The sequence below is a fragment of the Massilia eburnea genome, assembly GCF_050709955.1.
GTDB lineage: Bacteria > Pseudomonadota > Gammaproteobacteria > Burkholderiales > Burkholderiaceae_D > Rugamonas > Rugamonas eburnea_A.
This window is the reverse complement of record NZ_JBNZFX010000034.1, coordinates 60,148-86,240: the sequence shown is the minus strand read 5'-3', so window position 1 is coordinate 86,240 and position 26,093 is coordinate 60,148. Positions and strand designations below refer to the sequence as shown.

Below are 26,093 nucleotides of genomic sequence, written 5' to 3'. Positions count from 1 at the left end.
CAGCAGGGTGGCCGCCGGCGCCGCGCCAAAACCGACTTGCGCGCCGTGCGAGTATTCGTCGGTATACAGGACGCCTGCCAGGGCGATCGCGCCCAGCGCCAGCGATACCATTGCAAAGAATCCATCCCGGTTACTCATGACTGCTCCTTTTCTCTGAAACCGAAAGCCACTGTAATCTTTCCCATCGCGGGAGGGTCAAGGGCTTTTTTATGCTGCAATACAGTAATAATAAACTTCCACTAGAATAAGAAAAATACATTAATGTTGAATTGATTGTTCAGAATCTCGAACAATGGGATGGACTCATGAATAAACTCCAAGCGATGGAAGTCTTCGTCCAGGTGGTCGACGCCGGCGGCTTCACGCGCGCCTCGGAAACACTGCAACTGCCCAAGGCCACTGTTTCGACCCTGGTGGCCGGCCTGGAATCGGCGCTGTCGGTCAAGCTGCTGCACCGGACCACGCGCCAGGTTTCGGTCACCGCCGACGGCGCCGCCTACTATGAAAGATGCCTGCGCATCCTGGCCGACGTGAAGGATGCCGAGGAATCGCTGTCGCGCACCCGCCTTAGCCCGAGCGGCCGCTTGCGGGTCGATGCGCCGACCGGACTGTCGAACGAAATCCTGGTGCCTGCCCTGCCCTCGTTCTTTGAGCAATACCCGGATATCCAGCTCGAACTGGGTTGCAGCGACCGTCCGGTCGATTTGATCGAGGAAGGCGTCGATTGTGCAGTGCGGGGCGGCCAACTGGCCGACTCCACCCTGATCGCGCGGCGCGTCGGCTTGCTCAATTTTGTCACCTGCGCGGCGCCCTCCTACCTGGAGCGCTTTGGCATCCCGGCCCACCCGCGCGACCTGGAACGGCACCGCTGCGTCAACTATTTTTCGTCCAAGACTGGCAAAATATACAACTGGGACTACACGCGCGACGGCGAACGTATTGAAATGATGCTGCCGGGTGTGGTGGCGCTGAACGATTCCAACGCCTACCTGCAGGCAGGCCTGGCCGGCCTGGGCATCATCATGATGACGGATGTGCAACTGGGCAGCCATGGCCGCGACGGCCGCCTGGTGCGGGTGCTGGAAGACTGGGTCACCGACCCGCTGCCAATCCATGTGGTGTACCCGCAAAACCGCCACCTGTCGGCCAAGGTGCGGGTGTTTGTCGAATGGGTGGCGGACCTGATGGCCAGCCATCCCCAGATGCGGCTGCGTCCTTTAGCCACTACCCTCCCTGTGGAGCTGACCGTATGACCGAACGACTCGTTTTCCTGGACCGCGACAGCATCATTGCCGACATCCGGCGGCCCCTCCTTTGCGCATGAATGGGGGCGAGTACCCGGCCAGCAGCGCCGCTGAGGCGATCGGGCGCCTGCAAGGCGCCACCATCGCGATCACCAACAAAGTGCCGCTGCGGGCAGAGGCGCTGGCCGCCCTGCCCGGCCTGAAGATGATCGCAGTGGCGGCCACCGGCACCGATATCGTCGACCTGGCGGCGGCGCGCGAGCGCGGCATCGTGGTATCTAACATCCAGGGCTATGCCCATGCGGCTGTGCCCGAGCATACCTTTGCCTTGATGCTCGCGCTGCGCCGCCAGTTGCTAGCCTACCGCGCCGACGTCGAAGCGGGGCTGTGGGAAAAGTCGCCGCGTTTCTGCCTGTTCCACCATCCGATCCGCGACCTGCATGGCAGCCGTCTTGGCTTGCTGGGCTACGGCGACCTGGGCAAGCAAGTCGCGCATCTCGGCCGCGCCTTCGGCATGGAGGTGGCGGTGCATACCCGCACCCCGGCCGACGATCCCGGCGTGCGCAATGTAAGCTGGGACGAATTGCTGGAAACCTCGGACGTACTGAGCCTGCACGCGCCGCTGACCGACGCCACGCGCAATATCATTGGCGCGGCCGAACTGGCGCGCATGAAGCCGAGCGCCATCCTGGTGAATACCGCCCGCGGTGGGCTGGTGGACGAAGCGGCACTGGCGGATGCCTTGCAGCGCGGCGTAATCGCCGGGGCCGGCTTTGACGTGCTGTCGCAGGAGCCGCCGGTCCCCGGCAATCCCCTGCTGCGCCTGCGCCTGCCGAATTTCCTGCTGACGCCCCACTCGGCCTGGGCCAGCGGGCAAGCCATGCAAGGGCTGGCCGACCAGCTGATCGACAATATAGAAGCTTTCATCGCAGGCCATCCGGCCAATCGCGTCGCATGAAGCGGGCCCGCTCGAAGGCCGGCATCGGCACCTACCTTGCGATCGCATTTTGCGCGCTGGCGATCGCCATGGGCGCGATTCTGGCCGCCATCATCGCGCGCACTGCCGGCAACCAGGTCAAGGCCGACATCGGCAGCGCGCTGTCCGACCTGGCGCAACAGGCCGCCGACAAGCTCGATCGCAATATGTTCGAGCGCTACCGCGAAGTGCAATTGCTGGCGCAGCGCCCCGACATGGGGGCGGCCGCCGCTCCGGCAGCACGCCGCGCCACGCTGGAACTGCACCAGCGCAGCTACCCGCACTACGCGTGGATCGGCGTCACGGGCCGCGACGGCCGCGTGCTGGCCGCCACTGGCGCCTTGCTGCAGGACTTTGACGTCAGCCAGCGCCCCTGGTACCGCAACGCCCAGGCCGGGACCTTCGTGGGCGACGTGCACGATGCCGTCCTGCTGGCCAAGCTGCTGCCCGCGCCGACCACGGAAGCGCAGCGCTTCGTCGACCTGGCCTTCCCGCTGGCAGATGGCAGCGGCGTGCTGGGCGCCCACCTGTCATGGCAATGGGCACGCGAGCTGGAACGGTCGGTGATCGAACCGGCCAGCGCGCACCGTTCAGTACAAGCGATCATCGTCGACCGCAACGGCAAAGTCCTGCTGGGGCCGGAAGGGCTGCTGGCCAAGACCCTGCCCCTGCCAAGCCAGGGCAACGGTTACCAGGTGGAGCGCTGGCCCGACGGTGTCGATTACCTGGTCGGCTATGCGCACACGCGCGGCCACTCCGCCTATCCGGGCCTGGGCTGGACGGTGCTGGGTGCGCCAGAGCGTCGATACCGCCTGGTCGCCGGTACGCGCCTTGCAAAAGCGCGCCTGGTGGCTGGGGGTGGCGATGGCGGCCCTGCTGCCGCTGCTGGCCATCCCTCTCGCGCGCCGCATCGCGCGGCCACTGAGCGAACTGGCCGATGCCGCCGACCGCATCCGGCGCGGGGCGGCGGCGGAGCTGCCGCAACTGGCGCCGTACGCCGAGGTGCAGGCCCTATCGCGCACGCTGAACTCCCTGGTCGCCAACCTGGAAGGCCGGGTCAGCGCGCGCACCAGCCAGTTGCGCGACGCCATGCAGCGCATAGCCGCCATTATCGAAACCGCGCAGGATGCCTTCATCGCGGTCGGCGCGGATGGCTATATCACCGACTGGAACCCGGCCGCCGTGCATATGTTCGGCTGGTCGCGCGAGGAAGCCGTCGGCAAGAGCTATATCGAGATGCTGGTGCCACAGCGTTTCCGCGCGCAGCAGGAAGCCGCTCTGGCAGCGGCGGGCGACAGCCAAGTCCCCGACTTCGGTCGCCGCGTGCAACGCACCCTGATCCGGCGCGATGGCGAAGAACTGACGGTGGAAGCCAGCATCAGCCGCCCGGCCAATGGCCTGTTCTGCGTCTTCCTGCACGATATTTCGGAACGCCGCCAGGTCGAAGAAATGAAGAACGAATTTATCGCCACCGTCTCGCACGAACTGCGCACGCCGATGACCTCGATCCGCGCCTCGCTATCGATGCTGGTCGACGGCGGCGCCGGCGAATTGCCGCCGGACGTGCAGCACCTGGTCAATATCGCCTACCAGAGCAGCGAACGGCTGGTGCGCCTGGTGAACGACATCCTGGATATCGAGAAGATCGAAGCCGGCAAGATGGATTTCCGCACCGACGAACTGGAGATCGCACCGTTGCTCGATGAGGCGATCGACACGGTACGCGGCAGCGCTGCCCAGCGCCCGGTAGCACTGGAACGCACCGGCAGCGCCCGTGGCTTGCGCGTGCGCGGCGACCACGACCGCCTGGTGCAATTGCTGGTCAACCTGCTCTCGAACGCCATCAAGTATTCGCCGCAATACAATAGTGTGACGCTGGACTGCAGCGCGGCAACGGCAGGCATCCGGCTATCGGTCAGCGATAACGGCCCGGGTATTCCGGAAGCGTTTCCAGGCGCGCGTCTTTGCCAAGTTTGCCCAGGCCGACAGTTCGGATACGCGCCTGAAAGGCGGCACCGGCCTGGGCCTGGCGATTTGCCGTGCCATCGCCGAACAGCACGGCGGCATCATCGGCTTCGATACGGAAGAAGGCCGCGGCACGACCTTCCACGTAACCCTGCCGGCCATCTAGTTCATGTCTTGCTGCCAGTCGGCCTTGCGGGTCATCACGCCCCACTTGGCCTCCTCGCGGCGCGCCCATTTGTACAAGCCAACCAGGCGCCACCAGCTATTGATCTGCCGGTAGCCGAAGTTCTCAAGGACGACGACTGCCGCCAGGATCAGCAAATGGCTCGGGCGCGGGTACAAGTGGAAGGAAATCTCCTCCAGCAGCAAGCCGAAAGCCGACAACAGGATACCCAGCCCGATCGCCAGGAACAGGAAGATCAGGAACGACTCCCACGATACCCAGCCCTGCCACCATGCCACCGCCATGAAGATATAGCCGAACAGTTCCACAAACGGGCCAAGCCATTCGAACAGCATAAAGAACGGGAAAGCCATCCACCCCGCGACGCCGCCGTGACGGCTGAACATCAGGCCCCAGTTGGTGGTCAGGCTTTCCGACAGGCCGCGCGACCAGCGGATGCGCTGGTTGCGCAAACTGCTTGTAGTCTTCCGGCGCTTCCGTCCAGCACACCGGATCTGGTACGAACTCGATCTTGTACGGGATGCCGCGCGAACGCAGCTTGCGGTGCATGCGCACCACCAGTTCCATGTCCTCGCCGATCGCCTTCGGGGTTGTAGCCGCCGACGGCCACCACGGTGTCCTTGCGGAACAGGCCAAAGGCGCCGGAGATGATCAGCATGCCGTTGATGACCGACCAGCCCATGCGGCCGAACATGAAGGCGCGCAGGTATTCGACCACCTGGAACAGGGCCCATGGATTCTTCGGCATGCCGACCCGGGTCAGGAAGCCGCCCCGCACTTCGCAGCCATTGGCAATGCGCACCCGTGCCGCCGGTCGCCACCATCAGCGGATCGCCAAGGAATGGCCGCACCAGGCGCTGCAAACTATCGCGCTGCAGGATGGAATCGGCGTCGACACAACAGAACAAGGGATAACGCGCGGCATTGATGCCGGCATTGGTCGAATCGGCCTTGCCGCCATTGACTTTGTCGACCACCCGCAAATTCGGAAAGCGCGTTGAGCGGTAAATGCCTTTCACCGGCCTGGTTTCAAGCTGGATACGGTAAGCCTCCGGGAAAGGCACCAGCCCAAACTCGTCGATCATTACCTGCAGCGTGCGGTCGGTCGAGCCGTCGTTGATGACGACGACTTCCATCTCGGAATAGGAAAGCTGCAGCATCGACCGGATCGAGGTCACGATGGTCGCTTCCTCGTTGTAGGCCGGCACGATCATGCTGATCGGCGGCTCCAGCGCCGAATACACTTGCGGCAGGTCGTCCAGGATCGCCTCCTGGGAGCGCCGCCGCAGCGCATACATGGCCAGGAAATTCAGCATCAGGTAGCCGCCATTCAGCAGCACGAAATACACCAGCACACCGATGGAAATGATCTGGATCAGAAGCGGATTGGGCGTCATGCGGCCTCCAGTTCTGCCGTCACCTGGGCAATCATGTCGGCCGCATAGCGGTCGCCGGCATTGCGCAGTTCGGCCAGTTCTTCTTTGGTCAGGAAGGGCAATGCCAGCAAGGCTTGCGCCGAGCGATAGCGTACCCACCATTGCGGATCGGACAGCAAGGCCCGGAAGCGGGCCACGTCGCTGCGGTCCCCCATCTCGCCCAGCGCACGCACCGCCTGCAAGCGTACCCGCCAATCCTCGCTGGCAAGATGGCGGCGCACCTGGTCCACGCCCCCAGGCACATGGGACATCCGCAACGCGGCCAGCACCACTTCCTGCTCATTGCTGGCAAGGTAGCTGCTTAGCTGCACCAGCGGCAAATCCACGCGCAAGGCCGCCACCAGGCGCAGCGCTTGCGGCAATTCGGCCGGCGTCACGCGCGCCAGGGCATCAGCCAGCACCGGTTGCCATTCGGAGCGCGCGTTCTGCAGGATATTGGCCAACTGGGACAGCGGCCAATCGCCGCGCCGCAGCAGCAAGGGTGCCATTTCATGCGCCGCACGCGCAGCATCGGTTTGCACCAGCGCCCACAGCGCGTGGACCGAAGAAGCACTGTCGGCACTGTGCGCGATGGCGGCCAGCGCCGCCCAGGACTCCTTGTCGCGCATATGACCCAGCGCCAGGATCGCCAGCAGTCTTTCGGCGCGGTTGCCGCCGGCCAGCAGCCCCCTCACCTGCTCATCGCAGCCAAGGCGGCGCGCAATCGCGTTCAGCCCTTCGCTTGCCTCGCCGCGCACCGCTTGCTGCAAGTGCAGCCAGAGCTTGATGAACAGCAGGCCGTCGCGCCGCGGCAGCTCCGGCAGGTTGCCGACCGGCTCACCTGCAATGGCGGCGTTCAGCAAGGGCCGCCATTTCAGGGTCAGTTCCTGTTCGCGGCGCTGCATGCGGCGCATCGAAAGGCGCAGCCAGATGATCTGCAGCCCGACCAGCATGGTCAGCGCCAGCGCGCCGGCGCCAGTCCAGAATGCGATTTGAAGATAGACGTCAGTAGGCAGCTTGTAGTCCAAGATTGACCCCGTTGCGCACGTAGAAGTCGCCTTGGCGCGTGTGCGCCACGGCATAAGTAACGGCCCAACGCTGGTCAAACCAGTGCCGCCCCACCAGGGCGGCCGACTGCACGCTGGTCAGGCGCGTGGTACCGGCGATATTGGCTGCTTCCTTACCTGCTGCGAAAGAAAAGCCGAGCGCGCTGCGGTCGTTGTAGTAATAACTGGCGCGCAGCTCTCCGCTATGCGCCGTGGTGCCAAAGGCGCGCGCCGCGCGCCAGGCGCCGGAAAAGCTGTAGCTGCCGACATAGCGTTCCAGCATCAGCAGGCTTTGGTTGACGTGGACGTCGTTGTAACTGCTGCTGCGCCCGCCCCCATGCACCAGCCAGCCTTTGGCGAATTCGTACTGCAAGGTCGCGCCCAGGGCGTGGCGGGCCAGGATCCGGTGCTCGCTACTGAAGTTGCCGTCGACCGATGCTGTCAATTTTTCGGAAAGCGGCAGGTCGGCGCCGGCACTGAACTGGGTTTCGCCGAGGCCGAACCGTTCGATGCGCGTAATCCCGGCGCCAAAGCCCATTCGGGGCGCCGCCTGGTGGCGCAGGCTCAGCGAAGTCTCGTGCCAGTTCGCAGCCGGTCCGCTCAGGTGGTCGATGCCGTGATTGATGCCGATGCTGGTTTGGGCGGCGGCCGGCAAGATACAGCAAGCAAGTGCGGCGAGGATGGCGGCCTTCATGCCTGCTCCTTCAGGTAGCGCCGCACGCGCGCCAGCAATTCGTTGGGCTGGAACGGCTTGACCACATAATCGTTGGCGCCTTCGTCAAGCGCGCGCACGATGTCTTTTTCGGTGTGCTTGGCGGTCAACATCACGACCGGCACGTCTTTCCAGCCTTCGCGCTCGCGGATGATGCGGACCAGTTCGAAACCGTCAATATAGGGAAGCATGACATCCAGCAGCACCAGCGACGGTGGCGTGGCGGCGGAGAAAATGGCCTTGCGCGCCGCCAGGCCATCGGCAGCAAGGGTGGTCTGGTAGCCTTGCCGCTGCAGGATGAAAGTCAGGATTTGGCCGATATGTTCGTCGTCTTCGATTACCAGGATAGAAGTTTCAGGCATAAGTTCTCAGGATTTATTGCGCGTCGAATTCCGCGGCGGCCTTGGCCGACCACAGCGCCTCATTATAGGTAGCAAACGGGATATCGTAGCGTTCGACTGAGCCGTCTTCGCCGATGAAATAGGTCCACCATCCCCCCGGGTCCGGAACCAGGGCAATGTCCTTGGGCTTGCAATGCTCGTGCAAGTCATCGCCGACATCGAGCGTGATGATGCGGGTCTTGCGGTGTCGGATCAGCGTGGCCATAGCGCATTCTCCAATTGGGTGATGCAGGCATTGTAATGCCGATTGTTCTCCGTTAACCAACTAACGGTTGAAAAGCGTTGCGCGTAGCGGCCCTCGATAAGGAGGATCGCAATATGAACGCATCAGCCTGCGCCCAGGCGCTGGCGCAGGAAGTCGATGAACAGCCGCGTGCGCGCCGGCAGGTGGCGCGTTTCCGTCAGCGCGTGCACCATGATCGGCTCCATATGCCAATCCGGCAGCACGCGCTGCAGGCGGCCAGCCTGCACTTCCTGCTTGGCCAGCAGCGGGTCGAGCGCCGAAATGCACAGGCCATTGGCGGCAAACGACATGCTGAGCGCGGCGCTATTGGTGGCGTAGCGCGCTTGCGCCATCACCTCCACCTCTTCCTCGCCGCGATACAGCTTGCGCCAGATATCGGGCAGCCGGCTGGCGAACGAGCGGCCGCACATGGTGTGCTGCATTAGGTCGCAGGCATGTTCCAGCGGCGGCATCTTGGCCAGGTAGACCGGCGAGGCGTACAGGTAGCGCGGCATCATCGCGATGCGCCGCACCACCAGCGTGGACGGCGCGGTGGGTGGCTGGCCCATGCGGATCGCCAGGTCGAAAGGCTCCGATTGCAGGTCCACGGTACGCGATGAAATATCGAATTCCATCTTGATGTCCGGGTACATGTCGGCGAACTCGGTCAGCACCGGCGCCAGGTAGCCGACGCCGAAACTGGAAGTCATGGTCACGCGCAGGATGCCGGCCGGCTTTTCCGACCAGTCCAGCAACGCTTCATGGGCGCTCATGGCTTCTTCCACGATGCCCTGGCAGCGCTTGAAATAGGCTTCCCCCGCCTCGGTCAGCTCCACCTTGCGCGTCGAGCGGTGCAACAGGCGCAGGCCGATGGATTTCTCCAGTTCGGCGATATTGCGCGACAGGGTGGAATTCGACATGTCCAGCGCCTCGGCGGCGGCGCGGAAGCTCTTGCGCTTGGCCACCTCGACGAAAAGGCGCATAAAGTGCAGCCGGTCCATTCATTGCTCCATTTTTGGGATACTCAATTCAATTATAAGCATTTATCCCAAGAATGAAACAGTTCACAATGCGCTTACTTCGACATTTAGCAGAAAGGAAACGCTTATGAACAACACCGAACCCACCCTGTTTGATGAACTGTGCAAGCTCCTGGCCGGCCTGGTTTTCAGGGCAGGAGGATCTCGCTGCTGACTTGCTGGATATCCCGCTTGCCGCAAAAGGCCATCGAGATATCCAGTTCGTTGCGGATGATGTCGAGGCAGCGCGTGACGCCTGCCTCGCCCATCGCCCCCAGCCCGTACAGGAAGGGGCGACCGATGTAGACGCCACGCGCACCGAGCGCGACGGCGCGCAGCACGTCCTGTCCAGAGCGTACGCCGCCGTCCATATGCACTTCGATCTGCCTGCCGACCGCCGCCACGATGCCGGGCAGCGCGGCGATCGAGGATGGCGCGCCGTCGAGCTGCCGCCCGCCATGGTTGGAAACGATCAAGGCATCGGCGCCGCTGTTGGCCGCCAGGCGCGCATCTTCGGCATCCATGATGCCCTTGATGATCAGTTTGCCGCCCCAGCGGTTCTTGATCCACTCGACGTCGCTCCACGACAGGCTGGGGTCGAACTGCTGGCTGGTCCACGCCGACAGCGAAGACATGTCCGACACCGAGCGCGCGTGGCCGACGATATTGCCGAACTGGCGGCGCTTCGTGCCGAGCATGCCGGCGCACCAGCGCGGTTTGGTCGCCATGTTCAGCAGATTGGCGATGGTCAGGCGCGGCGGCGCCGACAGGCCATTGCGCAAGTCCTTGTGGCGCTGGCCGAGCACCTGCAGATCCAGCGTCAGCACCAGCGCCGAGCACTGCGCCGCCTTGGCGCGGTCGATCAGGCGATTGATGAAATCGCGGTCCTTCATGACATACAGCTGGAACCAGAACGGCTTTGTCGTATGCGCCGCCACGTCCTCGATCGAGCAGATGCTCATGGTCGACAGCGTGAACGGGATGCCGAATTTTTCCGCCGCGCGCGCCGCCAGGATTTCGCCGTCGGCATGCTGCATGCCGGTCAGCCCGGTCGGCGCAATCGCCACCGGCATCGCCACCTCCTGCCCCACCATGGTGCTGCGCAGGCTGCGGTTGTTCAGGTCGACCGCTACGCGCTGGCGGAACTTCAGCTTCTGGAAGTCCTCTTCGTTGGCGCGGTAGGTGGATTCGGTCCAGGAGCCGGAATCGGCATAGTCATAAAACATGCGCGGCACACGGCGCTGGGCCAGGCGGCGCAGGTCTTCGATACAAGTGATGAGTGTCATGCCTGCATATTAACGCAGGAATTGCCGAGCAATCATCTGCATTCCCGACTACCAGCTGTATGAAATCGCTCAGTGCTGCCTGAGGATCTGTTGCCTGAACCAGTCGTCCAGCATTTGCTTTTCGTGGCCGTACAGGTCGCGGTCGTAGCGGTTCATGCCCATCAGGTAGCCGGGGTCGGACAGTTTGCTGTCGCCGCTGCTGATTACCTTGCCATCCTGCTCGATGCTATAGCGCAGATGCATGCGCGGCCAGTCGGCCTGGCCTTTCAGCACGCGGATATCGCGCACCGCGACACGGGGAAACTCTTCGCCCGCCAGGTCGATATCGAGGAAATCGACTTTCAGCACCTGCCCTGCCGGCAGCTTTTCCGACAGCAGGTTGAGGTGCTCGCGGAACAGGAACTGCATGTCTTCCCGCTTCTGGTAATCGTGCGGCACGTCGGTCATCTTGCCCAGATCGGCAAAAGTGACGGTAGCACTGGCAAAGGCGCTGCTGGACGCGGCCATCAGCAAGGCGGCATGAATAAGCTTGTTCATGCCTGAAGTATAGGCCGCAATCGGCAAAAAGGAAAAAGGGTCCACACCTCCCGGTATGGACCCTTTCAATTTGGTGCGGCTGGCAGGAATCGAACCCACGACCCCTTGGTTCGTAGCCAAGTACTCTATCCAGCTGAGCTACAGCCGCAAAACTTGCTTTTTCCTCGCCGCTCGACAGCGACGGGTACAACACTTACAAAAACTGGTGCGGCTGGCAGGAATCGAACCCACGACCCCTTGGTTCGTAGCCAAGTACTCTATCCAGCTGAGCTACAGCCGCAAAAACTAAATTATAACAGTCAGTTATGCATACTATCAACTTCCTGCTACGCCCCTCGCTCGACAGCAAAGGGTTCAAACATTTACTACAAATTCTGGTGCGGCTGGCAGGAATCGAACCCACGACCCCTTGGTTCGTAGCCAAGTACTCTATCCAGCTGAGCTACAGCCGCTTAAGAAGCAGGATTATATCGCATGAATTTCGTTTTGGAAAGCTTACGTTCTACTCAACTTTCCTAGGCGAAACCGGCGTTTCCGGCTCTTTCCTGCGCAGTATCCTGTGCAAGGAGGCAGAATTATATGTGGGTGTTTCGCACTTGTCCAGCACTGCGAAACATTTTCTTTTTATTGCTTCCTCGACACTATTACTTCATTCATGAAACGTATTTCTCTCATCATGAATCGAAATTGGATCTTTATGTCGCGATGCAGCATCATCCACCTGTCTCCTCTATTCTCCTCCAAGAAAATAGAATTCGGGCCCGCAGATTGCGGGCCTTTTTTTTTGCCGCCCTTGGTGTAGCATTGCCCATATTGATCTCCAGGCACTGGTACAAACATGGCGCAAATCGCAGGTGAAAGCATGGCAACCCAGGACTGGTCGCGCGCCGACCTTGGCCCGCAGCAGGCTTGGCCGCCAGCCTTGCGGCTGACGCTGGACATCATGCTGAATAGCCCGCTGCCGATGCTGCTGATGTGGGGCCGCCGGCAAATCATGCTCTACAACCAGGCCTACGCCAGCAATGTCGCCACCGCCAGCGCAGTTCCGCCCGGCGGCACCGTGCCCGCCGTGCCCCCGTCCGCCTGGAGCTGGAACCCGCAAGCCATCGAACAGGCCTGGGCCGGGCAAAGCCTGGTCTTCCCGCGCCAGCCGCTCAAGTTGTGGCGCGACGGCCGCATGGCCGAAGCCAGCTTCGACCTGCATTACACCCCGGTGCGCGACGCGGAAAACCAAGTCACGGGCATCCTGTGCACCCTGGCGCCGGCCAGCGCCGCCTTGTCCGCCGCAGCCGCCAATGACGGCCATTTGCGCATCCTCGTGGTGGAAGACAACCAGGACGCGCAATACCTGGTATGCGAAATGCTGCGCGCCTTCGGCCATGTGGTCAGCGCCGCGGCCAACGGCGAGGCGGCGCTCGAGATGCTGGCCAGCGAAGAATATGATGTGCTGTTCAGCGATGTCAGCCTGCCCGGCATGAGCGGCGTCGAACTGGGCCGTACAGCGCTCCAGCGCCAGCCGCGCCTGCGCATTGTTTTTGCGTCTGGCTACAGCCAATCCTTGACCAGCCACCTCGACTTCCCCGCCGTTTCCATGCAAAAGCCCTATGACATCGAGCAGCTGCAACAGGTGTTGCTAGGTTTGCATTAAGCAATGGTGCGGCGGCAAGTTGCTTGCCAAGGCTACAATCGAACGTTATGAGTCCCGATCCCCGCACGCACAATGTACTGGATAGCATGGGTGACGGCTTTGCCGTCATTGCCCGGGACTGGACCGTCCAATACCTGAACCCGAAGGCGGCCGACATGCTGCTGCCGCCCGTGCCGTCCTTGCGCGATCCGCGCGGCCAGCTGCTGTGGCAAGCCTTTCCGGCCCTGGCCGGCGCTGCGCTGGAAGCGCCGCTGCGCCGCGTCCTCGAGCAAGGCCAGCCCGCCACCTGCAAACTGTTCTACCAGCCCAGCCAACGCTGGATGGAAGTGCGCGCCTGGCCCTCGCCGCTGGGCATGACCTGCCTGCTGCTCGACATCCACCAGCGCAAGCTGGACGAGCGCGGCATGCGCGAGAGCACCAATCGCCTGCAAGTGGCGCTGGCCGCCGGCCGGCTCGGCGATTGGGAATGGAGCGCAGCCACCAACCAGGTGCGCCTGGGCCGCCGCGCCGCGGAGATCTTCGAACTGCCGGCCGAGATCCCGATCACCTGGCCGGTGCTGCGCGACCGCATCGCGGCGGACGATTTCGATGTGGTCGAACAAGCCTTCTCCGATGCCGTGCAGTCGCGCCGCGATTTCAATGTCGAATGCCGCATCCAGCACCGCGACGGCGCTACCTGCTGGCTGTCCGTGATCGGCCATGGCGATTTCAGCGACGATGGCCAGTTGCGCGGCGTAATCGGCATGATGCAGGACATCACCGCGCGCAAGGCCACCGAGGACGCCTTGCGCAACAGCGAGGAAGAATTGCGCGCACTGGCCAACAGCATGCCGCAACTGGCCTGGATCGCCAGCAGCGACGGCGTGATGATGTGGTACAACGACCGCTGGCAGGAGTACACCGGCATGGACGACTTGCACATGCTGGGCGAAAGCTGGCGCCAGGTGTATGCGCCTGAAGTCATTCCCGCCATGCTGGCGCACTGGCGCATCTCGGTCGAAAGCGGGCGCCCCTTCGAGATGGAATTTCCGATCCGCGCACGCGATGGCCAGTACCGCTGGTTCCTGACGCGCGCCAATGCCATGCGCGATGCCAGCGGCCGCATCCTGCGCTGGTTCGGCACCTGCACCGACGTCGACCAGGTCAAGCGCGTGCAGGAACAACTGCGCGATGAAACCAATATCCTGGAACTGCTGAACAGCACCGGCACTGCCCTGGTGCAGAACCGCGACCTGCATTCGCTGCTGCAGGATGTCACCGATGCCGCCACCAGCATTTCCGGTGCGCGCTTTGGGGCCTTCTTCTATCACGGCGCCGATGGCGACGGCGGCAAGCAAGCCATGCACACGCTGTCGGGCGCACCGCCGGATGATTTCCAGGGCCTGCCGCATCCACAAGTACGCAGCGGCCTGGCGGTGCCGGTGCTGGCGCGCGCCGGCGAGGTGGTGGGCACGCTGTTCTTCGGCCACCCCGAACCGGACATGTTCAACGAGCGCACCGAACGCATCGTCAGCGGCGTCGCGGCCCAGGCCGGCATCGCCATCGACAATGCGCGCATGGTCGATGCGGCCCAGCGCGCTGCCGAAGAGCGCAAGGTGCTGCTGGACCGCGAACGCAGCGCGCGCGCCGAAGCCGAACGCAGCAGCCAGATGAAGGACGAGTTCCTGGCCACGCTGTCGCACGAACTGCGCACGCCGCTGACGGCCATCCTGGGCTGGGCACAGGTGCTGCGGCGCGGCAACCGCAGCCCCGAAGAACAGCTGCGCGGCCTGGAAACCATCGAGCGCAACGCACGGGCCCAGGCGCAACTGATTGAAGACTTGCTGGACATGGGCCGCATCACCTCCGGCAAGGTCTTGCTGGACATGAAACTGCTGCTGCCCTCCGTGGTGGTCGACGCCGCGCTGGAAGCGGTGCGCCCGGCGGCCGAAGCCAAGGGCATTTGCCTGGAGCGTGACTTCGCGGCGACCGGCCACGTGGCGGGCGACGCCAACCGGCTGCAGCAGGTGGTGTGGAACCTGCTCACCAACGCGCTCAAGTTCACGCCGCGCGGCGGCACGGTGCGCGCGTCGATCTGGGCGCATGAAGGCCATGTCGACATCACGGTGGCCGACAATGGGCTTGGCATCCGCCACGAATTCCTGCCCCATGTGTTCGAGCGCTTCCGCCAGGCCGATGCCTCCACCACGCGCCGCCACGGCGGCCTTGGCTTGGGCCTGTCCATCGTCAAGCATCTGGTGGAGCAGCACGGCGGTACCGTCGCGGCCAGCAGCGAAGGCGAAGGCATGGGCTCCAGCTTTTGCGTCCGGCTGCCGCTGGCCAGCGGCGAGATCCGCGCGGCACGCATGCATAGCCCGCCACGCAGCACAAGCGCGCCGCTGCCCGATCTTGGCTTGCGCGACCTGGATGGCCTGAAAGTGTTGCTGGTTGACGACGAGGCCGACGCGCGCGAACTGATCAGCCGAATATTGCGCGATTGCAACTGCGAGGTCCAGTCCGCCGCCAATGCGGCCGAAGCGATTGCCCTGGCACGGGGTGGCCGCTACGACTTGCTGGTGAGCGATATCGGCATGCCCGATGTTGACGGTTTTGAACTGTTGTCAAGGATTCGCGCCCTCGGCCCGGCACGCGGCGGCGCCCTGCCCGCCATTGCCCTGACCGCCTTTGCGCGCTCCGAAGACCGCCTGCACGCGCTGGAATCCGGCTTCCTCGACCACGTGCCAAAACCGATTGAGCCTTCTGAACTGGTAGCCACTATTGAGCGCGTTTGCCTCGCCAGCAAGAGTGGTTGAGGACTACCCGAGCACGGGAAAATGTCCTACAAGAAACTTGCAGATTTTTTGCTAGACTGGTTAATGACACGTGCGCCGCGGCAAACTGTCGCAAGATACACTGAGATTCCAGTTCCCGAGACCGCCATGCCAAGCCCTGATGAGATCCTGAATGCCAAGATCTTGGTCGTTGACGATTGTGCAGACAATATCGACCTGATGTTGGAGATTCTGCGCGATGCCGGTTACACCAATGTGACGGCCACCATGCTACCGGAGCAGGTTTGCCCCCTGCACCGCCAGCATCGTTACGATCTGATCTTGCTCGACCTGCAAATGCCCGAGCTGAACGGTTTCCAGGTCATGAAAGGCCTGAAAGAAATCGAGCAGGAGGGCTACTTGCCGGTCCTGGCCCTGACTGCCCAGCCCAGCTTCAAGATTGCCGCCTTGGAAGCCGGCGCGCGCGACTTCATCAGCAAACCGTTCGACCTGCTCGAGGTGCACAAGCGCATCCACAATATGCTGGAGGTGCGCCTGCTGTACAAGGAACTCGCCTCCTACAGCAAGCAGCAGCAGGAACTGGCGCTGCACGATCCGCTGACCGGGCTGCCCAACCGCCGCCTGCTGGAAGACCGTATCGCCACGGCACTGCAGCACGCCGCGCGCCAGCAACGCCGCGCCGCCGTGATGTACCTCGACCTCGATGGCTTCAAGGCCGTCAACGATACCCATGGCCATGCCTATGGCGATGAAATCCTGAAGCAGGTTGCGCAGCGCCTGGTCAATTCCGCGCGCAAGGAAGATACCGTGGCGCGTATCGGTGGCGATGAGTTCGTCATTGTGCTGGGCGAGGTCGGCACCCTGGCCGATGCGCAGGAACCGGCCAGCAAGCTGATCGAAGTGGTGGCCCAGCCTTACGTGGTGAATGGCTTGACGCTACAGCTGTCGACCAGCCTCGGCATCGCACTTTATCCTGACGACGCGACCAGCGTCGACAACCTGATGCACGTGGCCGATGCGGCACTGTACGAAGCCAAGCGCACCGGCAAGAACCGCTATTGCGCTGCAGTCGATTGCGCCGCGGCGCAATCGACGCAAGTCCACGTCACCGCGGCATGAAGCAGGCAGCCTGATGCGCCAGGCCGCCCTGCCGCTCACGACGAGGCTTCAGCCTCGCGCCCGATTTCAGTCGACTCCTCAACCTTGCCGGCATGCTGGTGGTCTTGTTGCGCGTCGACTTTTTCCGGCGCCACTTCAATGCGCGTGATGCCGGCATCCACCGAGATCGGATCGCTGGCCGGGAACGTCATTTCGACCGCATCGTCCAGCAATTCTTCCTTGGCCTTGTCGGCAGGCGCGAGCTGCTCTTCGTCGGCCAGGATGGAAATGGCACAGGCCCAGCGCACGAAATTGAGCTGCGCCAGTTCACGCACGGTGCTCACGCCGAAGGCCGCATGCAGGGCTTTGCCATCTTTCGCACTGAGGCCACGCAGGGCACTGACTGGCGCGTCGGCCAATTCGCGGAAACTCTTGCCCACATACTCTTTGTCAACGATGGTGTCGATATTCATGGTCACTCCTCCATTGGACGAGTTTTCACTATGGCAGCAGGGCTGCAGCCTGACTGTGCGCGTGCGTACACAGCGGATGTTCGATTGGCATGTGTTCTTTTGACACAGTAAATAGGCACGGCTATGATCAGACTGGTGGACAAGCCTAAGATCCTCGTCGTCAATGACGACGCCAACAGCCTCTTTGCGCTAACGAATCTGCTTGAGCAGTGGGCCGCGCAGGAAAATTATGAAGTCATCGCCGCGCGCTCTGGCGAGGAAGCCTTGCGCGAGGTGCTTACGCACGACTTCGCCGTCATCCTGCTCGATGTCAACATGCCGGGCATGGACGGCTTTGAAACGGCGGAAGCGATTCATCTGCGGCCACGCTCGGCGGATATTCCCATCATCTTCATCACCGCCTTCGTGGCGGATGAACTGGACCGTCTCAAGGCATACCAGAAAGGCGCGGTCGATTTCCTGTTCACGCCGGTGATTCCGCAAGTGCTGTATGCAAAGGTCAGTGTTTTTGTGTCGCTTGCCACCAAAAACGAAGAGTTGCGGCGCCAGGCGCGCCAGCTCAGCCAGCGCACCACCGACCTGATCGCCAGTAACCAGCGCCTGCTGCGCGAAATCGAGGAGCGCAAGACAGCGGAACGCGCCAGCCACGCCAAGGATGAATTCCTGGCCATGCTGGGCCACGAATTGCGCAATCCGCTGTCCGCCATCAGCAGTGCCGCTTCACTGATCGGCTTGCCCGGCGTGAATGCGGAAAGCGTCTCCCACGCAAAAAAAATCATCCAGCGCCAGAGCCGCCACCTGGGCCGCATCGTGGACGACTTGCTTGACCTGAGCCGCGCCATGTCGGGCAAGATCTTGCTGAATCGCCTGCCGCTCGACATGTCCGCCCTGCTCAAGACCACCCTGGAAACCTTTCGCGCCACCGGCCGCCTGGAGGACTACCACGTGGTGGCCGAGATCCCGCCGTGCTGGGTCAATGGCGACGCGACGCGGCTGGAACAGGTGATCAGCAACCTGCTGGACAACGCATTGAAATACACGCCGCCCGGCGGGCGCATCGAGTTGCTGGCCGATGTTGACGATGGTGAAGTCACGATCGGCGTGCACGACAGCGGCGTCGGCATTTCCGCCGACCTGCTACCGCAGGTATTCGACGTTTTCGTCCAAGGCACCAGCACGCTGGACCGCGCACAAGGCGGCCTCGGTATCGGGCTGTCGCTGGTGCGGCGGCTGGTGGAACTGCATGGCGGCAGTGTGTATGCTGAAAGCGATGGCCCCGGCGAAGGCAGCACCTTCACCTTGCACCTGCCCTGTATCGAGCATGTGAATGAACCAAAGGCAATCCCCATGGACACAAGCGAACAGCCGAAACCAGCCGTGTTGCTGGTGGAGGATAATGACGACGGCCGGGAAATGATGGCCATGATGCTGGGCTGCTATGGCTACCCGGTGCAACATGCGGCCGACGGCTTCCAGGGCCTGGCCAAGGCGGCGGCGGACAGGCCCGATATCGCCCTGGTCGACATCGGCTTGCCAGGCATCGACGGCTATGAGGTGGCGCGGCGCATGCGCGCCAATCCGGACACCCACCACATCAAGCTTATCGCACTGACCGGCTACGGTCTGGCCGACGACCAGCGCCGCGTGATGGATGCCGGATTCGACATGCACCTGGTGAAGCCAGTCGACGTCGAGCAGCTATTGCGGGCCATCGATGAATGCCTGGCGCGCACCCCGGCCACCATGCGTTCCTGATCAGGCACGCACCCGTCCGGCTTGGCTGCCGCCCGCTTGCGGCATGCGCGGCGGGACGAAGTCGATTTCGTCCTTGCGCGCCTCGATCTGGGGTGCCATGGCTTGCAGGTCAAGGCCGGCCTTTTTCGCCAGCGGGAACATCTCGTCCTCTTCTTCCTTGACGTGGTGATTGATGTACTCGCCCAGCACCTTGACCTTGGCGTCGAACAGCTCGTCGTGCGGATCCATTTCGCCGATCTGCGCGATCAGGTCCTTGGCGCTTGAGTGTTCGACCGTTGCCTCGTCAACCAGGTCCTCGGCTTCTTTTGAAGCTGCACGCATGGCAGGATAGAAGATTTCCTCTTCCGCCGTGGCGTGCTTGGTCAGTTCGAGGCAGATCTTGTCAGCCAGCTTCTTTTTGCTGGAGAAGGCGCGTTCGCCCAGCCCCTCGAATTCCTTGAACATGGCTTTTACGTTGGCATGATCCTGTTTCAGCAAAGCAATGGCGTCTTTCATTTTGCATCTCCTCTAGTGAGCTGCCAGCTTGACAGGCGCACTGCTGGCTGTATGTGCGCCACCCCACGACCATCCTCATGTATGATCAAGGCAATAAACATGGACTGCCAAACATATGTCTGCTAACACGGACGCCGCCGAACTGCGGGAGCTGCTGGGCTACGTCAACAATTGCTGGGACGACGAACGGCGCGCCTTGTCGCGCCAGATGCACGACAGCCTCGGCTCCTCGCTGACGGCACTGACCATGCACCTGGGTTTGCTTACCTCCAAGCTGCCGCAGGAGCCCGCCTTGCTTGACCGTGCAGCGCAGATGAAAAATCTGCTGCACAACATCATCGAAACCAACCGCGGCATGCAGCACAAACTGTGGAACGACAAGCTGGAGTTTCTCGGCTTACGCGTGGCGCTGGGCGAACTGGTGGCCCAGTTCGGCGCCGAACAGCTGGTGAAAGCGCAGTGCAGCCTGCCCGAAGATGAACCGGCTTGCCCGCGCGCGCACCGCGTGGTGCTGTTGCGCGCGGCCGAAGAAGGCTTGCGCAACGTGGCCACCCACGCACGCGCCAGCAAGGTCGATGTGATTGTCGACGATATGGACGACAGCATCGTCCTGACGGTAAAGGATGACGGCGTCGGCCTCGGCCAGACCCCCGTGGCGGATAGCGACTGGCACCAGCATCACGGCTTGCGCATGATACGCGAACGCGCCATCTTCCTGGGCGGCTCGCTGTCGCTGGCCGCCAATGACCAACAGGGTGCGGTGCTGACCGTCACCCTGCCCAAGCCGCCAATCAACTGAAGCCTAGCGTTTGCTGCCGCGCTTCAAGGCCATCCAGGCAGACAGCGGAAGCGCCAGCGCACCGAGCCCGAACCAGAGCCACAGCGGCATGTAAAATCCATGTTCCTGCTCGTATGCCCTGGCTGGCGCAACGGCGCGATGCACGTCCGGCGCCGCGGGGTTGTAATACACCGTGACGCCGGCGCCGAGCTTGCGCTGCGCGCAGCCGGAGGGCTCGTGCACCCGGCCGCGCCTGCGCTTGCCATCCAGCTCGAACTCATACCACCACTGCCCCGCGTTATGGCATTCCAGCACGACGACATGGCCTGGCGCTGTCGCATGCTGGCGCGTCAGCTCGGCCAGCTCAGTGGCGCGGTTATAGCAGCCGCCCAGCAAGGCAGCGCCTGCCGCCGCAAGCAGCAGCGCCCTCAATGCAGCTTGACCAGCGGCGTGGCCCGCTTGACGAGGAAGCGCGCCACTGCCAGCACGCCGGTGCGGATGGTGCCGAGCACCGCCTGGTGGTGCAGCAGGTGCAGGCTGACGTACATCATGCGCGCGAAGAAGCCCTCAACGAACCAACTGAAGCCACGCAGCGATCCCATCAGGCTACCGACCGAGGTCGACTGGCCGAACGAGACCAGCGAGCCGTAATCGCGGTATTCGTAGGGCTTGCCTTGCAGCGGCTTGCCCTTCACCTGGCGCATAAAAGTCTCCAGCAGGTAATCCGCCTGCTGGTGCGCGGCCTGGGCGCGCGGCGGCACCGGCTTGCCATCGGCGCCCATGCACTGCGCGCAATCGCCCAAGGCATACACGTCCGGCACGCCCTTGACCTGCAGCTCGCCCGTCACTTCGATCTGTCCGCCCTTGGCTGTCGGCAAACCAAGTGAAGCCAGGAAGGCCGGTGCCTTGATGCCCGCCGCCCATACCACGATATCCGATGGATAATTCTGCTCGCCGACGGACACGTGGTCTTCCGCGATCGCGGTCACACGGCAATCGGTCACGACCTGGATGCCGCGTTCGTTGAGCAGCTTCAGCGCGGCACTCGACACGCGCTCCGGCAACGGCGCCAGGATGCGCGGCGCACCTTCCAGCAGCGTGATGCGCACGTCGCGGATCGGATCCAGGTGGCCGAAGCCATACGAAGTGTAGACCCCGCTGGCTTCGCGCAATTCGGCGGCCAGCTCGACGCCCGTCGCGCCGCCGCCGATGATTACGACGTCGACGCCGGACGCGCCTTGCTGCGTCCCTTTCTGCAACGCGGCGCGCGTCAGCAGCTTGAGCAGGGTCAGGCGGAAGCGTTCCGCATCTTCGGTAGCGTTGAGGGAAATGGTGTTTTCGGCCGCGCCTGGCACGCCGAAATAGTTGGAGGTACTGCCAACGGCCATCACCAGCGACTGGTAGCCGATGCTGCGCTGCGGCAGGACGGTTTCGCCGCTTTCGCTGGTAATTGCCGCTACGGTGATTTGCCTGTTGGTGCTGTCGAGCGCCGTCATGGCGCCGTAGACATAGGTGAAGCCGTTGTCGTGTGCCAGCATCTGGTAGGACAGGCCTTCCTGGTGGATATCCAGGGTGCCGGCCGCCACCTCGTGCAGCGAAGGCTTCCAGATGTGGTAAAGCCGGCTATCGACCAGCATCACCTGTTGCGGGCCGAGTTTTCGGCCCAGTTTGCAGGCCAGCTCAAGGCCGCCTGCCCCTCCACCTACGATCACATATTTGCTCTGCAAACAGTTCTCCTGAAATCGGTGGGGAGCGGGCTGCCAGCCCGGCTATGCCACCGGGTTAGTCTTTATGCTTGCCATGGCCGTGGCCATGCCCCTTGTCTTTATGCTTGCCGTGGCCATGGCCGTGGTCGTCGTCATAATCGTCACGATCACGGCGGCCACGGTGTTCTTCACGATAACGCGGGGCATACTCGTTGGTATACCACTCGTCACGCACGAAATAGACGTTGCGGCCGCAAGCATTGTACTTGCCGCAATGTTTACCCCAGTCCTTGGCATGGCCTGGCGGGACGCGCAGGTACAGCGGCTCGGCGATGATGCGGGCCGGACGCTGAATGATCACTGGCTGCGGGTACAGCACCGGTGGCGGTGCCGTATTTCCAATGTCGATGCGGCCGAAAAAGCCTGGCTGGCCGACAGTGACGGAAACGCCGACGTCCTGGGCGATTGCAGAAGTGCTGAGCGCCAGCATGGCGGCGGCTAAGAGCTGGGTCTTCATGTTCGTGATTATATAAGTTGTTGAAAAAGTGCGTTGCCTGCGGTTATTGTACCAAAGCAAGAGGAGTGACTTTCGTACGCTAACGCACGCAGTTGCTATACAGCAACACCATCAGGCGTGGCTGGCAATTGCCGTACGGAGCTGCGAAATGGCATGTTGGGCCTGGCCAATCACCTTGTCGGCAATGCGTTTGCGCACCGCCTGCACGCGGCCGGCGGCCTCGGCCTCCAGCATCAGCGGCGTCAGCAACTGGGTTGCCGATTCGTGGAAACTGGCGGCAATGCGGTCCAGCTGGCGGCCAAAGGCGGCCTGCACTTCCTGCAGGCGCTTGCGCAACTCCTCCTCGAAGGCGCGGCGCCGATCCAGGATTTCTGAGCGCTTGCGGCGGCCGGCATCGGCAAACCATTTGAAGGCCCCGGCCAGCAGCACGGCGCCTCCAACGAAGGGCGCGGCTGGCGCGACCACCGGCAGCACCACGGCCACCCCGAACAGGTAGGCCGCGGTCCCGGTGCCGGCAGCCGCAACTGCGCTGCCCATCAAGGTGAAGTTGGCCGCGCTGTCGACCGTCTGCGCCAGGCGGGTGCCGACGCGCATGCGTGGCATCAGGCGTGCCAGCGTGGCATGGTGCTGGCGTTCGAAGACGGTGCTTTGGGTCAGGCGGATGTCGGACTGGAACAGCGACAGGTCGTGCTGCAGCAAGTCGAGCGCTTCTTCCTTGCGCTGCACCACCCGGTCGAGGCGCGATTCCATTTCCTTGCCGAATTGCGCGCCGCTGGCGCGCTCATTGGCTTCCGGCTGACAGGCCAGTGCCAGTTCAATCGCGTTGCCGGCGTCGTGCACGGCATCGTCGATGTCCTGGTTAAGCATGCGGCGCTCGTAGGCAATGCGGGCATCGACCAGGGCCAGACGCTGCTGCACCTGCTGGCGCAGTTGCTGGGCCGTGGCCAACAGGCCGGCCGCACTGGCTGCGCAGGCCAGCGGCGAATTCTCGTGTTCGCGGTAGCTTTCGATGCCTTGGCAGATGGTGGACACGGCACGCTCAACGGCATTCTGCAATTCTTCCTGGCTCATCAGGCCGCCGTTATAGCCGCGGGCATGATTCAGCAGCTCGGCGTGGCCCATGGAGCGACCGAAGTCGGCCACGGCATCGGCCAGTCCCCTGCCCTTGACCAGCTTGCGGGCCTGGTTGCCAAGGTTGCTAAGCAGACGGCGCTCCTCTTCCGGCGGCAGGCCGAACAGCTGTTCCGGCGTGAGTTTGATATGCAGCGCCTTGGCGACTTTTTGCGCCAGGGGCCGGGCGGCGGTGCCTTGCAGCGCCAGCAGCGGCTTCATCAGGTTAAAGGCCTTGTGCCGCGACTGGTCGGCGACAGTGGGACTGGCACGAGCCAGGGCTTGCAGCGCCCAGTCGACCGTGATGCTGCATTCGATGGCGTTCAGCACGATGGCGGTGAAGACGGCCGAGGCGCGACCATCGCCGGCCAGGTCGGTCACGGCGGCAAATTGCGCCAGTGTCAGCGCGCCTTCGGTGCTGGCGATGGCACCGACGGTACGCGCCAGGTTGGACGTAAAGCTTTGATCAGAAGAAAGGTGTTCGTCGAGGCCACGCAACAGGACAGCGTGCTCGGGGGCAGCCGGCGCGGGGGCGGCTGGTGTGGTGACGCTCGCGGCTCCATAAGTGCTTTGCACAAATTCTCCGTTCGCCCAGTCCAGGTTAATGGCATTCTAGACCAAGCGAGCTCATCACCCAAACAGTTTAAATGCAGCCATGGCGCCGATCAGGGTCAGCGTCTGCACTAGCATCCAGCGCAGGATTTCGTTCTTGCGCTTTTCCAGTGTGAGCCACCGGATCGGGGTTGTGAGTAGACATGTTACGCTCCCTGCCTGGAAAGTGTCATTGTCCTTCGCCTATGGTGTGGACTCCGTCGGCAAAATCAGGGTTTCCTTGATTTCCTCCATCACGACATACGACTTGGACTGCGCCGCGCCCGGAAGGTTCAGCAGCATGTCGCCGAGCAGCTTGCGGTACTCCGCCATCTCATGGATGCGAGCCTTGATCAGGTAATCGAAATCGCCCGACACCAGGTGGCACTCCTGCACCTCCGGAATGCGCAACACTTCGCGGCGGAACTGCTCGAAGTGGCTGGCCGACTTCTGGTTCAGCGTGATCTCCACGAACACCAGCAGGCTGGCGCCCAAGGCGCGCGGATTGAGCCGCGCGTGATAGCCGGCAATCACCCCATCGCGCTCCATGCGCTTGACGCGCTCGATGGTCGGCGTAATGGACAGCCCGACCTGCTCGCTCAAGTCCTTCATCGCAATGCGCGCGTCCTCCTGCAGGATACGCAGTATTTTCCGGTCAATCTTGTCCAGCCCACGGGCCGATTCCTTTTGAATTCGCATGATTTTTTACTGTTTTAACGACTTCATATAGTAACAATTACTAGGAAAACTTACTTATCATAGCAAAATAATCGGCAACAAATATTCCGGAGGCAATTCATGCGCGTAGTTATCCTTGGCAGCGGCGTTATCGGCGTCACCAGTGCTTATTACCTGGCCCAGGCCGGTCACGATGTCACCGTCCTCGATCGCCAACCTGGCCCTGCCCTGGAAACCAGCTTCGCCAACGCCGGCCAGATTTCGCCAGGCTACGCTTCGCCCTGGGCTGCCCCAGGCATTCCGCTGAAGGCCATGAAATGGATGCTGCAGCGCCACGCGCCGCTCTCCATCACCCCGGATGGCACCACCTTCCAGTTGAAGTGGATGTGGCAGATGCTGCGCAACTGCAATGCCGAATCCTATGCAATCAACAAGGAACGCATGGTGCGCCTGGCCGAATACAGCCGCGACTGCTTCAAAGTGCTGCGCGCCGCCACCGGCATCGAATACGAAGGCCGCCAGCAAGGCACCACCCAGTTGTTCCGCACCCAGGCGCAATTGGACGGCGCAGCCAAGGATATCGAAGTCCTGAAGGAAACCGGCGTGCCATATGAGCTGCTGACCGGCGCCGACCTGATGAAGGCCGAACCTGGCCTGGCCGCCTCGCAGCACAAGCTGGTTGGCGGGCTGCGCCTGCCGAACGACGAAACCGGCGACTGCCAGATGTTCACCACCCGCCTGGAAGCAATGGCGAAGGAACTGGGCGTCAAATTCCGTTACGGCGTATCGATCGACAAGCTGGTAACCGAAGGCGACAAGGTCAAAGGTGTGCAATGCGGCGCTGAACTGGTGGAAGGCGATTCCTTCGTGGTGGCGCTGGGCGCATACTCGACCCCGTTCCTGAAAGAGTTGTGCCAGATTCCGGTGTACCCGCTGAAAGGCTACTCGATCACCGTGCCGATCGTGGACGGCGACAAGGCACCGACCTCGACCATCCTCGACGAGACTTACAAGATTGCGGTAACGCGCTTCGACGACCGCATCCGCGTGGGCGGCATGGCTGAGATCGCCGGCTACAACACCAAGCTCAACCCACGCCGCCGCGAAACGCTGGAAATGGTGGTGAACGACCTGTTCCCGGGCGCCGGCAATACTGCCGAGGCCACCTTCTGGACCGGCCTGCGCCCGATGACCCCGGATGGCACCCCAGTCGTAGGCCGCACCGCCATCCGCAACCTGTTCACCAACACCGGCCACGGCACGCTGGGCTGGACCATGAGCTGCGGTTCGGCGCAACTGCTGGCCGACATCATGTCCGCCAAGCGCCCAGCAATCTTAGCCGATGACTTGTCGGTTGCACGTTACAGCCAGGAACAGCCCGCACGCCAGCCCCAACTGGCCGGCGCCTAAGATAAAAGTCGGGGTCAGCTCCGGCAATCGGACATTTTCGCTAGCGAAAATGTCC

The 26,093-nt window shown here is 62.8% G+C and carries 23 protein-coding genes, 3 tRNA genes and 3 pseudogenes; 11 read left to right on the top strand and 18 right to left on the bottom strand.

All coding sequences use genetic code 11. The features are described from left to right. The first annotated feature begins 305 nt into the window (after nt 1-305). The 5 genes and pseudogenes from ACQ4MM_RS21625 to ACQ4MM_RS21605 all read left to right on the top strand — a co-directional run bounded on the left by ACQ4MM_RS21625 (nt 306) and on the right by ACQ4MM_RS21605 (nt 4,351). Nucleotides 306-1,253, top strand: coding sequence for a LysR family transcriptional regulator (locus ACQ4MM_RS21625; protein ID WP_431479292.1), 948 nt, complete (start codon nt 306-308; stop codon nt 1,251-1,253). Then, nucleotides 1,250-2,202: pseudogene (locus tag ACQ4MM_RS21620) on the top strand (D-2-hydroxyacid dehydrogenase). The gene ACQ4MM_RS21625 and the pseudogene ACQ4MM_RS21620 overlap by 4 nt, the downstream one beginning before the upstream one ends. Then, nucleotides 2,199-2,948: pseudogene (locus ACQ4MM_RS21615) on the top strand (cache domain-containing protein); the annotation flags it as partial. The pseudogenes ACQ4MM_RS21620 and ACQ4MM_RS21615, both read left to right, overlap by 4 nt. A 7-nt stretch (nt 2,949-2,955) precedes the next feature. Next, nucleotides 2,956-4,107 (top strand): annotated as a pseudogene (locus ACQ4MM_RS21610) (HAMP domain-containing sensor histidine kinase); the annotation flags it as partial. A 34-nt stretch (nt 4,108-4,141) separates the two neighbouring features. Beyond that, nucleotides 4,142-4,351 (top strand): ATP-binding protein, encoded by a 210-nt coding sequence (locus ACQ4MM_RS21605; RefSeq protein WP_431479294.1) that lies wholly within the window; start codon nt 4,142-4,144, stop codon nt 4,349-4,351. On the opposite strand, the gene ACQ4MM_RS21600 is transcribed toward ACQ4MM_RS21605, so the two are convergent. The 11 genes from ACQ4MM_RS21600 to ACQ4MM_RS21550 all read right to left on the bottom strand — a co-directional run bounded on the left by ACQ4MM_RS21600 (nt 4,348) and on the right by ACQ4MM_RS21550 (nt 11,460). Next, nucleotides 4,348-5,766, bottom strand: a complete 1,419-nt coding sequence (locus ACQ4MM_RS21600) for a glycosyltransferase family 2 protein (RefSeq protein WP_431479291.1) — start codon at nt 5,764-5,766, stop codon at nt 4,348-4,350. The genes ACQ4MM_RS21605 and ACQ4MM_RS21600 overlap by 4 nt on opposite strands. Then, entirely contained in the window at nt 5,763-6,812 is a 1,050-nt protein-coding gene (locus ACQ4MM_RS21595) for a HEAT repeat domain-containing protein (protein WP_431479290.1), read from the bottom strand. Before ACQ4MM_RS21595 ends, ACQ4MM_RS21600 begins: the two co-directional genes overlap by 4 nt. Continuing rightward, nucleotides 6,790-7,524: a YaiO family outer membrane beta-barrel protein gene (locus tag ACQ4MM_RS21590; RefSeq protein WP_431479289.1), complete on the bottom strand. Its 735-nt coding sequence runs from the start codon at nt 7,522-7,524 to the stop codon at nt 6,790-6,792. Before ACQ4MM_RS21590 ends, ACQ4MM_RS21595 begins: the two co-directional genes overlap by 23 nt. After that, a complete protein-coding gene (locus tag ACQ4MM_RS21585; RefSeq protein WP_431479288.1) occupies nt 7,521-7,904 on the bottom strand; it encodes a response regulator transcription factor in 384 nt (127 codons plus the stop codon). The genes ACQ4MM_RS21590 and ACQ4MM_RS21585 overlap by 4 nt, the downstream gene beginning before the upstream one ends. A gap of 13 nt (nt 7,905-7,917) precedes the next feature. After that, nucleotides 7,918-8,148, bottom strand: a complete 231-nt coding sequence (locus ACQ4MM_RS21580) for a hypothetical protein (RefSeq protein ID WP_431479287.1) — start codon at nt 8,146-8,148, stop codon at nt 7,918-7,920. A gap of 122 nt (nt 8,149-8,270) precedes the next feature. Then, the gene (locus ACQ4MM_RS21575) at nt 8,271-9,167 is read right to left on the bottom strand and encodes a LysR family transcriptional regulator (RefSeq protein WP_431479286.1); all 897 of its coding nucleotides are present in this window, start codon (nt 9,165-9,167) and stop codon (nt 8,271-8,273) included. Between the two features lie 167 nt (nt 9,168-9,334). Further along, nucleotides 9,335-10,471, bottom strand: a complete 1,137-nt coding sequence (locus ACQ4MM_RS21570; protein WP_431479285.1) for an alpha-hydroxy acid oxidase — start codon at nt 10,469-10,471, stop codon at nt 9,335-9,337. Nucleotides 10,472-10,540: 69 nt separating this feature from the next. Continuing rightward, nucleotides 10,541-11,008 (bottom strand): DUF3016 domain-containing protein, encoded by a 468-nt coding sequence (locus ACQ4MM_RS21565; RefSeq protein WP_431479284.1) that lies wholly within the window; start codon nt 11,006-11,008, stop codon nt 10,541-10,543. 71 nt (nt 11,009-11,079) lie between these two features. Then, nucleotides 11,080-11,156 (bottom strand) — tRNA-Arg (locus tag ACQ4MM_RS21560). Nucleotides 11,157-11,211: 55 nt separating this feature from the next. Beyond that, nucleotides 11,212-11,288: transfer RNA gene (locus ACQ4MM_RS21555), tRNA-Arg, on the bottom strand. Between the two features lie 95 nt (nt 11,289-11,383). Beyond that, nucleotides 11,384-11,460 (bottom strand) — tRNA-Arg (locus ACQ4MM_RS21550). A gap of 410 nt (nt 11,461-11,870) precedes the next feature. On the opposite strand from ACQ4MM_RS21550, the gene ACQ4MM_RS21545 reads away from it, so the two are divergent. From ACQ4MM_RS21545 to ACQ4MM_RS21535, 3 genes are all read left to right on the top strand, one after another. Then, entirely contained in the window at nt 11,871-12,656 is a 786-nt protein-coding gene (locus ACQ4MM_RS21545; protein WP_431479283.1) for a response regulator, read from the top strand. 47 nt (nt 12,657-12,703) lie between these two features. After that, nucleotides 12,704-15,448 (top strand): ATP-binding protein, encoded by a 2,745-nt coding sequence (locus tag ACQ4MM_RS21540; RefSeq protein ID WP_431479282.1) that lies wholly within the window; start codon nt 12,704-12,706, stop codon nt 15,446-15,448. Nucleotides 15,449-15,574: 126 nt separating this feature from the next. Beyond that, a complete protein-coding gene (locus ACQ4MM_RS21535) occupies nt 15,575-16,546 on the top strand; it encodes a diguanylate cyclase domain-containing protein (RefSeq protein WP_431479281.1) in 972 nt (323 codons plus the stop codon). Nucleotides 16,547-16,581: 35 nt separating this feature from the next. Here the strand turns inward: ACQ4MM_RS21535 and ACQ4MM_RS21530 are convergent, their stop codons facing one another. Next, a complete protein-coding gene (locus tag ACQ4MM_RS21530; protein ID WP_431479280.1) occupies nt 16,582-16,998 on the bottom strand; it encodes a hypothetical protein in 417 nt (138 codons plus the stop codon). 123 nt (nt 16,999-17,121) lie between these two features. On the opposite strand from ACQ4MM_RS21530, the gene ACQ4MM_RS21525 reads away from it, so the two are divergent. After that, complete coding sequence (locus ACQ4MM_RS21525; RefSeq protein ID WP_431479279.1) at nt 17,122-18,753, top strand: response regulator; 1,632 nt, start codon at nt 17,122-17,124, stop codon at nt 18,751-18,753. Here ACQ4MM_RS21525 and ACQ4MM_RS21520 read toward each other — a convergent pair whose 3' ends face one another. Further along, on the bottom strand, nt 18,754-19,248 hold the full coding sequence (locus ACQ4MM_RS21520) for a hemerythrin domain-containing protein (protein ID WP_431479278.1): 495 nt from the start codon (nt 19,246-19,248) through the stop codon (nt 18,754-18,756). 115 nt (nt 19,249-19,363) lie between these two features. On the opposite strand from ACQ4MM_RS21520, the gene ACQ4MM_RS21515 reads away from it, so the two are divergent. Next, nucleotides 19,364-20,047 carry a sensor histidine kinase gene (locus tag ACQ4MM_RS21515; RefSeq protein WP_431479277.1) on the top strand — a complete coding sequence of 228 codons (684 nt, stop codon included), beginning with the start codon at nt 19,364-19,366 and terminating at the stop codon, nt 20,045-20,047. A gap of 3 nt (nt 20,048-20,050) precedes the next feature. Here the strand turns inward: ACQ4MM_RS21515 and ACQ4MM_RS21510 are convergent, their stop codons facing one another. The 5 genes from ACQ4MM_RS21510 to ACQ4MM_RS21490 form a co-directional block, all read right to left on the bottom strand. Further along, a complete protein-coding gene (locus ACQ4MM_RS21510; RefSeq protein ID WP_431479276.1) occupies nt 20,051-20,458 on the bottom strand; it encodes a hypothetical protein in 408 nt (135 codons plus the stop codon). Then, entirely contained in the window at nt 20,455-21,753 is a 1,299-nt protein-coding gene (locus ACQ4MM_RS21505) for an NAD(P)/FAD-dependent oxidoreductase (RefSeq protein WP_431479275.1), read from the bottom strand. The genes ACQ4MM_RS21510 and ACQ4MM_RS21505 overlap by 4 nt, the downstream gene beginning before the upstream one ends. A 55-nt stretch (nt 21,754-21,808) precedes the next feature. Then, nucleotides 21,809-22,249, bottom strand: a complete 441-nt coding sequence (locus ACQ4MM_RS21500; protein ID WP_431479274.1) for a hypothetical protein — start codon at nt 22,247-22,249, stop codon at nt 21,809-21,811. A gap of 111 nt (nt 22,250-22,360) precedes the next feature. Then, nucleotides 22,361-23,935, bottom strand: coding sequence for a hypothetical protein (locus ACQ4MM_RS21495; protein ID WP_431479273.1), 1,575 nt, complete (start codon nt 23,933-23,935; stop codon nt 22,361-22,363). Between the two features lie 219 nt (nt 23,936-24,154). Continuing rightward, nucleotides 24,155-24,649 carry an Lrp/AsnC ligand binding domain-containing protein gene (locus ACQ4MM_RS21490; RefSeq protein ID WP_431479272.1) on the bottom strand — a complete coding sequence of 165 codons (495 nt, stop codon included), beginning with the start codon at nt 24,647-24,649 and terminating at the stop codon, nt 24,155-24,157. 99 nt (nt 24,650-24,748) lie between these two features. Between ACQ4MM_RS21490 and ACQ4MM_RS21485 the strand changes: the two genes are divergently transcribed. Further along, nucleotides 24,749-26,038 carry a D-amino acid dehydrogenase gene (locus tag ACQ4MM_RS21485; RefSeq protein WP_431479271.1) on the top strand — a complete coding sequence of 430 codons (1,290 nt, stop codon included), beginning with the start codon at nt 24,749-24,751 and terminating at the stop codon, nt 26,036-26,038. Nucleotides 26,039-26,093 lie beyond the last annotated feature (55 nt).

Bases quoted from the DNA above. Each gene is read 5' to 3' on its own strand.
- ACQ4MM_RS21490 (WP_431479272.1), bottom strand. From the start codon at position 24,649: ATGCGAATTCAAAAGGAATCGGCCCGTGGGCTGGACAAGATTGACCGG.
- ACQ4MM_RS21515 (WP_431479277.1), top strand. From the start codon at position 19,364: ATGTCTGCTAACACGGACGCCGCCGAACTGCGGGAGCTGCTGGGCTAC.
- ACQ4MM_RS21575 (WP_431479286.1), bottom strand. From the start codon at position 9,167: ATGGACCGGCTGCACTTTATGCGCCTTTTCGTCGAGGTGGCCAAGCGC.
- ACQ4MM_RS21545 (WP_431479283.1), top strand. From the start codon at position 11,871: ATGGCAACCCAGGACTGGTCGCGCGCCGACCTTGGCCCGCAGCAGGCT.
- ACQ4MM_RS21485 (WP_431479271.1), top strand. From the start codon at position 24,749: ATGCGCGTAGTTATCCTTGGCAGCGGCGTTATCGGCGTCACCAGTGCT.
- ACQ4MM_RS21580 (WP_431479287.1), bottom strand. From the start codon at position 8,148: ATGGCCACGCTGATCCGACACCGCAAGACCCGCATCATCACGCTCGAT.
- ACQ4MM_RS21570 (WP_431479285.1), bottom strand. From the start codon at position 10,471: ATGACACTCATCACTTGTATCGAAGACCTGCGCCGCCTGGCCCAGCGC.
- ACQ4MM_RS21525 (WP_431479279.1), top strand. From the start codon at position 17,122: ATGATCAGACTGGTGGACAAGCCTAAGATCCTCGTCGTCAATGACGAC.
- ACQ4MM_RS21530 (WP_431479280.1), bottom strand. From the start codon at position 16,998: ATGAATATCGACACCATCGTTGACAAAGAGTATGTGGGCAAGAGTTTC.
- ACQ4MM_RS21520 (WP_431479278.1), bottom strand. From the start codon at position 19,248: ATGAAAGACGCCATTGCTTTGCTGAAACAGGATCATGCCAACGTAAAA.
- ACQ4MM_RS21535 (WP_431479281.1), top strand. From the start codon at position 15,575: ATGCCAAGCCCTGATGAGATCCTGAATGCCAAGATCTTGGTCGTTGAC.
- ACQ4MM_RS21585 (WP_431479288.1), bottom strand. From the start codon at position 7,904: ATGCCTGAAACTTCTATCCTGGTAATCGAAGACGACGAACATATCGGC.
- ACQ4MM_RS21625 (WP_431479292.1), top strand. From the start codon at position 306: ATGAATAAACTCCAAGCGATGGAAGTCTTCGTCCAGGTGGTCGACGCC.
- ACQ4MM_RS21540 (WP_431479282.1), top strand. From the start codon at position 12,704: ATGAGTCCCGATCCCCGCACGCACAATGTACTGGATAGCATGGGTGAC.
- ACQ4MM_RS21600 (WP_431479291.1), bottom strand. From the start codon at position 5,766: ATGACGCCCAATCCGCTTCTGATCCAGATCATTTCCATCGGTGTGCTG.
- ACQ4MM_RS21565 (WP_431479284.1), bottom strand. From the start codon at position 11,008: ATGAACAAGCTTATTCATGCCGCCTTGCTGATGGCCGCGTCCAGCAGC.
- ACQ4MM_RS21590 (WP_431479289.1), bottom strand. From the start codon at position 7,524: ATGAAGGCCGCCATCCTCGCCGCACTTGCTTGCTGTATCTTGCCGGCC.
- ACQ4MM_RS21500 (WP_431479274.1), bottom strand. From the start codon at position 22,249: ATGAAGACCCAGCTCTTAGCCGCCGCCATGCTGGCGCTCAGCACTTCT.